The sequence below is a fragment of the Campylobacter sp. RM12642 genome, assembly GCF_020137635.1.
Lineage (GTDB): Bacteria > Campylobacterota > Campylobacteria > Campylobacterales > Campylobacteraceae > Campylobacter_E.
This window is the reverse complement of sequence record NZ_JACGAT010000043.1, coordinates 1-8,637: the sequence shown is the minus strand read 5'-3', so window position 1 is coordinate 8,637 and position 8,637 is coordinate 1. Positions and strand designations below refer to the sequence as shown.

8 protein-coding genes are annotated in these 8,637 nt (G+C 30.6%); 2 read left to right on the top strand and 6 right to left on the bottom strand.

The window, feature by feature from the left end; genetic code table 11:
• Nucleotides 1–55: 55 nt before the first annotated feature.
• The gene (ppsA, locus tag AVBRAN12642_RS09305) at nucleotides 56–2,416 is read right to left on the bottom strand and encodes a phosphoenolpyruvate synthase (protein WP_336607403.1); all 2,361 of its coding nucleotides are present in this window, start codon (nucleotides 2,414–2,416) and stop codon (nucleotides 56–58) included.
• A gap of 55 nt (nucleotides 2,417–2,471) precedes the next feature.
• Between ppsA and ppsR the strand changes: the two genes are divergently transcribed.
• On the top strand, nucleotides 2,472–3,290 hold the full coding sequence (ppsR, locus tag AVBRAN12642_RS09300; protein ID WP_214120410.1) for a posphoenolpyruvate synthetase regulatory kinase/phosphorylase PpsR: 819 nt from the start codon (nucleotides 2,472–2,474) through the stop codon (nucleotides 3,288–3,290).
• 76 nt (nucleotides 3,291–3,366) lie between these two features.
• Nucleotides 3,367–4,344, top strand: coding sequence for a catalase (locus AVBRAN12642_RS09295; protein WP_336607404.1), 978 nt, complete (start codon nucleotides 3,367–3,369; stop codon nucleotides 4,342–4,344).
• Nucleotides 4,345–4,393: 49 nt separating this feature from the next.
• Here AVBRAN12642_RS09295 and AVBRAN12642_RS09290 read toward each other — a convergent pair whose 3' ends face one another.
• The 5 genes from AVBRAN12642_RS09290 to AVBRAN12642_RS09270 form a co-directional block, all read right to left on the bottom strand.
• A complete protein-coding gene (locus tag AVBRAN12642_RS09290) occupies nucleotides 4,394–5,566 on the bottom strand; it encodes an NRAMP family divalent metal transporter (RefSeq protein WP_336607405.1) in 1,173 nt (390 codons plus the stop codon).
• Nucleotides 5,566–6,303, bottom strand: coding sequence for a 5-oxoprolinase subunit PxpA (locus AVBRAN12642_RS09285; protein WP_336607406.1), 738 nt, complete (start codon nucleotides 6,301–6,303; stop codon nucleotides 5,566–5,568). Before AVBRAN12642_RS09285 ends, AVBRAN12642_RS09290 begins: the two co-directional genes overlap by 1 nt.
• On the bottom strand, nucleotides 6,293–7,216 hold the full coding sequence (locus AVBRAN12642_RS09280; RefSeq protein ID WP_214120412.1) for a biotin-dependent carboxyltransferase family protein: 924 nt from the start codon (nucleotides 7,214–7,216) through the stop codon (nucleotides 6,293–6,295). Before AVBRAN12642_RS09280 ends, AVBRAN12642_RS09285 begins: the two co-directional genes overlap by 11 nt.
• Complete coding sequence (gene pxpB, locus AVBRAN12642_RS09275; RefSeq protein WP_214120413.1) at nucleotides 7,213–7,872, bottom strand: 5-oxoprolinase subunit PxpB; 660 nt, start codon at nucleotides 7,870–7,872, stop codon at nucleotides 7,213–7,215. The genes AVBRAN12642_RS09280 and pxpB overlap by 4 nt, the downstream gene beginning before the upstream one ends.
• A gap of 29 nt (nucleotides 7,873–7,901) precedes the next feature.
• On the bottom strand, nucleotides 7,902–8,637 hold a 736-nt coding region (locus tag AVBRAN12642_RS09270; protein ID WP_336608275.1), incomplete at its 5' end, for a putative hydro-lyase.

Sequence of the window (8,637 nt, the reverse complement as noted above, 5' to 3'; positions counted from 1 at the left end):
AAAAAAAATAAATTTACATTGCTTTTTTGTTTTTAGCAATGTAAATTAACTATTTTTAAATACTAGCTAGGCGTTTTGAAGTGCTAATAACGCTATCAGGATTAAGCGACATTGAGCTAATGCCTTTTTGCTTTAGCCAAACGGCTAAATCTATATGATCACTTGGACCTTGACCACAAATTCCTACATATTTATTTGCTTTTTTACAAGCTGTAATTGCTCTTTCTAACATAAATAAAACCGCTTCATCTCTTTCATCAAAATCAGCCACTAAAATATCCATTCCACTATCTCTATCAAGTCCTAAAGTAAGCTGAGTTAAATCATTGCTGCCTATACTAAAACCATCAAAATATTCTAAAAACTCATCGCATAAAATAGCATTACTAGGCACTTCGCACATCATAATCACTCTTAAGCCATTTACACCACGCTTTAAGCCATTTTTTGCTAATAGATTTATAACTGAATTTGCTTGTGATAAAGTCCTTACAAAAGGCACCATAATTTCAATATTATTTAGCCCCATTTCATCTCTTGCTATTTTTAAAGCTTCACATTCAAGCTTAAAGCATTCCGCAAAACTAGGAGCTAAATACCTACTTGCACCTCTAAATCCTAGCATGGGGTTTTCTTCGTGCATTTCGTAAAATTCTCCGCCTAATAATTTTCTATATTCATTAGTCTTAAAATCACTAAGTCTAATAATCACAGGCTTAGGATAAAAAGCAGCTGCAATTGTAGCTATACCTTCGGCTAATTTTGATACAAAAAATTCTCTTGCATTAGCATAGCCTTTACTAGCTTCATTTATTTTATTTCTTAAATCATCATTTATATTGTCGTAATCTAAAATAGCATTAGGATGAATGCCTATGTGATTATTTATAATAAACTCAAGTCTAGCAAGTCCTACACCATCATTTGGCATTTGTGCGAATTTGAATGCTAATGCAGGATTTCCCACATTCATCATTATTTTTACACCGCAATTTTGCATTTCAAATTCTTCATTTTCAATTACTTCGTATTTTAATGCCCCTTCATAAACCCTACCTTCATCTCCATGAACACAACTAACGCTTACTAAATCTCCATCTTTTAATATAGTTGTAGCATTACTAGTGCCAACAACTGCACCAATTCCTAGCTCTCTTGCAATAATTGCTGCATGACAAGTCCTACCACCCCTATTTGTAACTATTGCTGCAGCTTTTTTCATAACAGGCTCCCAGTTTGGATCTGTCATATCAGTAACTATTACATCTCCAGCATTTACACGAGAAATCTCACTAATATCATTTATAACCTTAACTACCCCAACGCTTATTTTTTGTCCTATTGCTCTACCTGTTATTAGGACTTTTGATTCTTCTTTTAATTTATAGCTTATATCTTTTTTCTTTTGAGATTGAACGGTTTCAGGTCTTGCTTGAAGTATATAAATCTTACCATCTAATCCATCTAATCCCCATTCAATATCCATAGGTCTTTGATAATGCTCTTCTATAATTAAGGCATATCTTGCAAGTTCGTTTATTTGCTCATCATTTAGGCTAAATTTATCTTGCATATTTTTAGCTACATTTACTACTTTTACAGCGTTTTCTCCTGCTTTTCTTTCTTCTTTAAATTCCATTTTAATTAGCTTTGAGCCGATTTTTCTTGAAATTATTGCTTTATTATTGTTTTTTAGGCAAGTTTTTGATACATAAAACTCATCAGGATTCACCGAGCCTTGAACCACACATTCGCCTAATCCATAAGATGAAGTGATAAATACAACATCTTTAAATCCACTTTCAGTATCAAGGCTAAACATAACCCCGCTACTTCCTTTATCGCTTCTTACCATACGCTGAATACCAGCACTAAGCGATACTTCAAAATGTGAAAAACCCTTATGCACTCTATAAGAAATCGCCCTATCATTATAAAGCGATGCAAAAACCAAACGGATTTTATCCAATATATCATCAATACCACTAACATTTAAAAAAGTTTCTTGCTGACCAGCAAAAGAAGCGTCAGGCAAGTCTTCTGCGGTAGCTGATGAACGAACAGCAAAAGTGCCTAATCCATCACTATCTAATTCTTTATAAAACTTAATGATTTGCTCTAAAAATAAAGGCTGAAAATTAGCTTTAGTTATTAAGCTTCTAATTTTTGCACCACACTTAGCAAGTGTATCTAAATCATCAGGATTTAAATTCTTTAACTCATTAGTAATTATTTCATCTAAATTATTGTATTTTAAAAAATCTCTAAAAGCTTGTGCTGTAGTTGCAAAACCATCAGGCACTCTAACCCCACTACTAGCAAGATTTGAAATCATCTCGCCTAAACTAGCGTTTTTACCACCAACTATTTCTACATCGCTCATTCTAAGTTTTGAAAAAGCTAAAACATATTCCATTTTCACACTCCTTTTTGATAGAATTATTTTATTTTAACAAGCAAGGATAACTTAAATGAAACAATTAAATAAAAAAATTGTGTTTTTTATAAGTGATGGAACAGGAATAACCGCTGAAACATTTGCTCACTCGGTATTAGCTCAATTTGAAGATGAATATGTTTTCACACAAATTAGAGAGCCTTTTATAAATACCGAAGAAAAGGCGATTAAGGTTGCAAATAAAATTAATGAATTAGCAAAAACCGATATTCCGCTAGCATTTAGCACTTTAATTAATGTAAATATTGCTAATCATATTAAGAATTCTAATTGTGTTTTTATAGATTTATTAGAGCCTTTTGTTAGCTTAATTTCAAATAAATTAAATGTAAAACCTAGCATAAAACAAGGTCTATCTCACTCAAACACTCATAATAAAAATTATCAAAATAGAATAGAAGCTATTAATTTTACTTTAGAGCACGATGATGGACAATTCATCTACGCGCTTGATAATGCTCAAATAATTTTAATAGGGGTTTCAAGATCAGCAAAAACACCAACTAGCCTTTATCTTGCTATGCAATATGGAATTAAGGTAGCAAATTATCCACTAACTCCTGATGATTTTAAGGCTTGTGCTTTGCCTAATGCTTTAAAGCCTTATAAAAACAAGCTTTTTGGTCTTAGCATAGACCCATATCGCCTAAGTGAAATACGCAACGAAAGGCTGCCTAATTCTGAATACGCAAGTATAATTAATTGTAAAAATGAAGTAAAAAATGCGGAATTTTTAATGAAGATAAACAATATCCCATTTTTAAATATCACAAATAAAAGCATAGAAGAAGTAACTTCTACTTTATTAGATATATTTGATATACATAATTAATTATTACTTAAAAATAATTATTAGTTATTAATATTTATCTTATAAGATTTTTTATATTTGTATTAAGGAGATAAAAATGAAAAATCTTATAAAAATTAGTGTCGCAACAACCCTTTCAATTAGTTTATATGCTAACAATATAAATGAAGAAATTGCTGCAAAAGAATATGATGCTCAAAAACTAGCAGATATTATTGTAAAGTTGAATGTTATGGGAGATAAAAGCAAAAAACCAAATCATCATAAGGGTTTTTGCGTAGGTGGAGTTTTTAAGCCAGATAGTAATATTAATAAATATTTCAATATTGAGCTATTTAAACAAAAAAGCATACCTGTAAATGGAAGAGTTTCTTTAGGTGGTGGTGAATTAAATGATAAAAGTAAAGCAAGGGGTTTAGCTATTAAGCTAGAAGGAGATAATGATAATTGGACTATGGTAATGCTAAGCAATCCAATTAATTTTGCAAAAACTCTAAAAGAATTTGGATATTTTCACGAAATGCAATTACCTGATGAAAATGGTAATGTAAATAAAGAAAAAATAAAACAAGCTTTTAGCGAAGTTCAGTCTTTTAAAAATTTTGCAGAATATACTAAAAATATAGGGTTTTCAAAAAGCGTTGCTAATACTCAATTTTACAGCGTTCATACTTTTTTCTTTGATGATAAAAACAATAACAAATTTCCAGCTAGATGGACTTTTAAACCAAAAGATGGAGTTAAATTTTTAAGCGAAGAAGAAATAAAAACAACAAGTAATGATTATTTAGCAAAAGATTTTCAAGAAAAAATAAAAAATGCTCCTATTGAATATGAATTATTTTTTACATTACCAAATGAAAATGATGAATTGTATTCAACAAATGCTTTATGGCAAGGAGAACACAAGCAAATTTTCGCAGGGACTTTGCAACTTACACAATATAATGGCTTAGATTGCAATCTTGATGTATATTTTCCTTGGGATATGGCAAAAGGAGTATATGAGCCAAAAGATGAACTTTTTATACCAAGAAACGAAGCTTATGTAATAACTTTTGGTTATAGACAATAAGCTAAAGGGGTTTTAGAATTTGAAATATTAATTTCAAATTCTAATTATTTTAAGAGTTTATATATTTCATTAAAGTTACATAGCACAAATACCCCATAGCAATTGTAATTAACCAACCTATTAAAGCAAGTATTTTAGAGTGTTTATAATCTCCTACTATGTTTTTCTTATAAGCTGCAATTAATATCACACATAAAGCAATAGGCAATATAAAACCATTTAAAGTCCCTACTAAAATTAATACTGCAGTTGGTTTTCCTATAGTTGAAAATACTAAAGTAGAAAATATAATAAAAGCTATTATTATATTGTTTTCATTCTTTTTAAGCCAAGGACTAAAGCTTGATATAAAACTAACTGATGTATAAGCACAACCAACCACTGAAGTAATAGAAGCAGCCCAAATTACAATACCAAAAACAACACTACCAAAATTACCCAAAATATATTCAAAAGGAGTAAGAGCTGGATTGTTAGGATTTAAACTAACGCCTAAAGAAATAACCCCTAAAACTGCTAAAAATAAAAATACCCTAATAATACTAGCTATAATTATTCCTGAAACCGAACTTTTACTAACTTCTTTTAGATTTTCAACACCACAAATCCCCGCATCAAGTAAGCGATGAGCACCTGAAAAAGTAATATATCCGCCAACCGTTCCGCCTATTAAAGTAACCAAGCTTAAAGCATCAAATTTTGATGGAGCAAATGTCTCAATAGCCACTTCTTTTAAAGGTGGATTTGATTTAAACACAATATAAATTATTATAAGTATTAATATAGCACCTAAAATCTTAGCAAATCTATCCATGTGTGCACCTGCGTCTTTATTAATGAAAATACCTATAGCAATTACTGCACTAATACAAGCTCCTAAAATAGGATTTATCCCAAAAATAGTCTCAAATCCAAGTCCAGCACCTGCAATATTACCTATATTAAATGCAAGTCCACCTAAAATTATCAAAAATGATAATAAATATCCTACACCTGGAAAGACCTTATTAGCAATATCTTGAGCTTTTAATTTACTAACTGCAATAATTCTCCATACATTAAATTGAACCCCAATATCCATTAAAACCGACATTAAAATAATAAAAGCAAAACTAGCCCCTAAGCTTTGCGTAAAGCTAGCAGTTTGAGTTAAAAATCCAGGTCCAACTGCTGAAGTAGCCATTAAAAATGCAGCACCTAATATAGCTTTATTATTTTTCATTAATTACTCCTTATGCTTATATTGTTTTCTTCTAAAGTTTTTTTGATTTTTTGTGCAAATAAAAGTGCTTTTTTGCTATCTCCATGAACGCATAAACTATCAGCTTTTATATTAATTTTTTTACCATTTTCACTGATTACATATGAATGTTTTATCATATTTAATACTTGATTTATTGCTTCATCTTCATTTTCAATTAAAGCATTTTCTTTAGTTCTTGATACTAATAAACCATCATCTGTATATCTTCTATCAGCAAAAACTTCACTAATACTATTAATACCTATATCATTTGCTGCACTAATTAAACAAGAATTGCTAAGCCCCATTAATGCTATATCTTTGCCTAATTTTGCAACTTCTATTGCAATATTTTTTGCTAAGTCTAAATCAACACAAGCCATATTATATAAAGCTCCGTGTGGTTTAACATAGCTTAATTTTACCCCTACTAATTCGCACATTTGCTTAATCGCACCAAATTGATAAGCAAGTAGTGCTTGTAATAATTCTTTATTTAAATTCTCATTAGTTCTTCCAAAATTTGCCCTATCATTAAAGCTTGGGTGAGCTCCTATTCTTAGCTTATATTCTTTAGCTTTAATTAAAGTATTATATATTTCTTTATATCCACCAGCGTGAAGCCCACAGCATACATTAACAGAGCTTATTAAAGCTAATATCTCATCATCATTTTGCATACCTTCAGCTAAATCTGAATTAAAATCAATTCTCACTTGCATACTCCTTTATTTGATTTATATGTGAAATTCTTTCTTTTTTTGCCATTAGAGCTTCTTCAATGCTTACTAATTCAAAACTAATCTTAGAATTAATTCTACTTTGAGCAAAAAGTCCTAAATCAGCTTCAATTACTTGAGCAATTTTTGGATAACCGCCTGTTGTTTGTGCGTCTTTTAATAAAACTATAGGCTCTCCACTACTTGGCACTTGAATAGTTCCTGCACTAACTCCGTGAGATGGCAAGCTTAATTCATTGATTAAATTAAGTTTAAAATCACTATTTAGCCTATATCCCATTCTATTGCTTGAGCTTGATATATTAAATTCTTGATTTAATAAATTATGCTTTGCTTCATCGCTAAAAAGCTCCCATTCAGCACCTTTAATTATTCTTATTTTATCTCTTGGTTTTATCCTAGATACTGCTATTTGAGATAAATTCATTCTTGAACCTATGCTTAATTCATCACCTACTTTTAATGCTCTACCATTAAATCCACCAAAAGATGCGCTAAGATTTGTAGAAGCAGAATTAAGAACAAAATCAGCACTAAAACCACCATAAGCACAAATATAAGCACACATTCCTGACATAGCTCTTATTAATCTAAGAGTTTTTCCTGCTTCAATTCTAATTCTATAATTATTATGAATTGGCTTTTCATCTATGAATGCTTCATAATTTGCCCCTGTGATACAAAAAGTCATTGCCTTATTGCAATATATTTCTATCCCACCTAAAATCACTTCAATTGCAGGTGCATTTAAGTCATTTCCTAATAAAGCATTACCTAACATAAAGCTCCATTTATCTAAAGCCCCACTCTCATTTACCCCATAACCTTTATACGAGAACCTACCTAAATCTTGAATAGTTGCAATTGATGATATTTTTGTAATTTTCATAATCTCTCCTTAATGCTATTGATTACAAATTTTAATCTATCACCTGCTTTTAAAAGGCTCGGATTTTCGCTATTTACATCAAATAATTTTGCCTTTGTATTTCCTATGATATTCCATCCACCTGGACTTTGATAAGGATATATTCCTGTTTGAGCTCCGCCTATACCAACCGAACCTGCTGGAATTTTAAGTCTTGGAGTGCTAAGCCTTGGAGTGTGTAAAATCTCATTTAATCCACCCAAATATGCAAATCCTGGTTGAAAACCTATAAAATAAACATCATAAATAGGCTCGGCGTGTAATTTAGCAAACTCACTCATACTCATACCTTTAGCCTTTGCAATTACCTTTAAATCAAGTCCTAAATCCCCACCATAATCAACAGGAATTTCAATCAATCTTCCTGATAGCTCTAGTGGTTTAGTGCTAGTAATTAACTCATTTAATTTACTTTGTAAATCTAATAAATCCTTATAATTTAAATCACTTGTTAAGACATAAAGAGTATTCATTCCAACCACTACTTCTTTTATATAAGGCATATCTTTAATTACTAAATTAAGTGCATAGCATAGGCGTTGTTTTTCTATGCTTATTGGAGGCTCAAGATATAAAAGCAATGAAGTTTCGCTTGTAATTTTAAATTTGTTATACATAATCATCCTTTAAATTTATTTTTTTAATACTAAAACACACTATATTCGCTATCTTTTCTATCCGTTACAAACATATATCCAGGAGAATGAGTTATCATAATATCAGGCTTACTAGTAAGTGCTATGCTTTGCGGAGTTACCCCACAAGCCCAAAATACACATTCTTCATCAGGATAAATAGTAGATGCGTCTCCAAAATCAGGATTATTAATATCTTTAATACCTATTACACTAGGATTTCCTATATGAACAGGTGCTCCATGCACGCTAGGATAAAGAGCTGTTGCGGTTGTAGCTTTGATTAAATCTTTATGTTTAATTGGTCGCATTGAAACAACCATTTTTCCATAAAACTTACCAGCACTTGCACAATCAATATTTGTAATATACATAGGCACATTATGATCTTCATCAATATGTCTTAAAGGTATATTGTGATTTAATAAAGCTGCTTCAAATGAAAACGAACAACCTATTAAAAAACTCACATAATCATCTTTAAAATGATTAATAATATTGCTTGTCTCTTCTACTAATTCGCCTTTTTTATATATTCTATATTTAGGAATACTCGTTCTAATATCTGCATTATTTGCACTTGTTTTTGTAAGATATTCTCCCGCGTCTAAGACTTCAATTAAAGGACAAGGTTTAGGGTTTCTTTGACAAAATAATAAAAAATCATAAGCATCACTTTTAGGCAAAATCGCAAGATTAGCTTGAACATAACCTTTACAAACCCCTGCTGTAGGTTTATTGAATTCA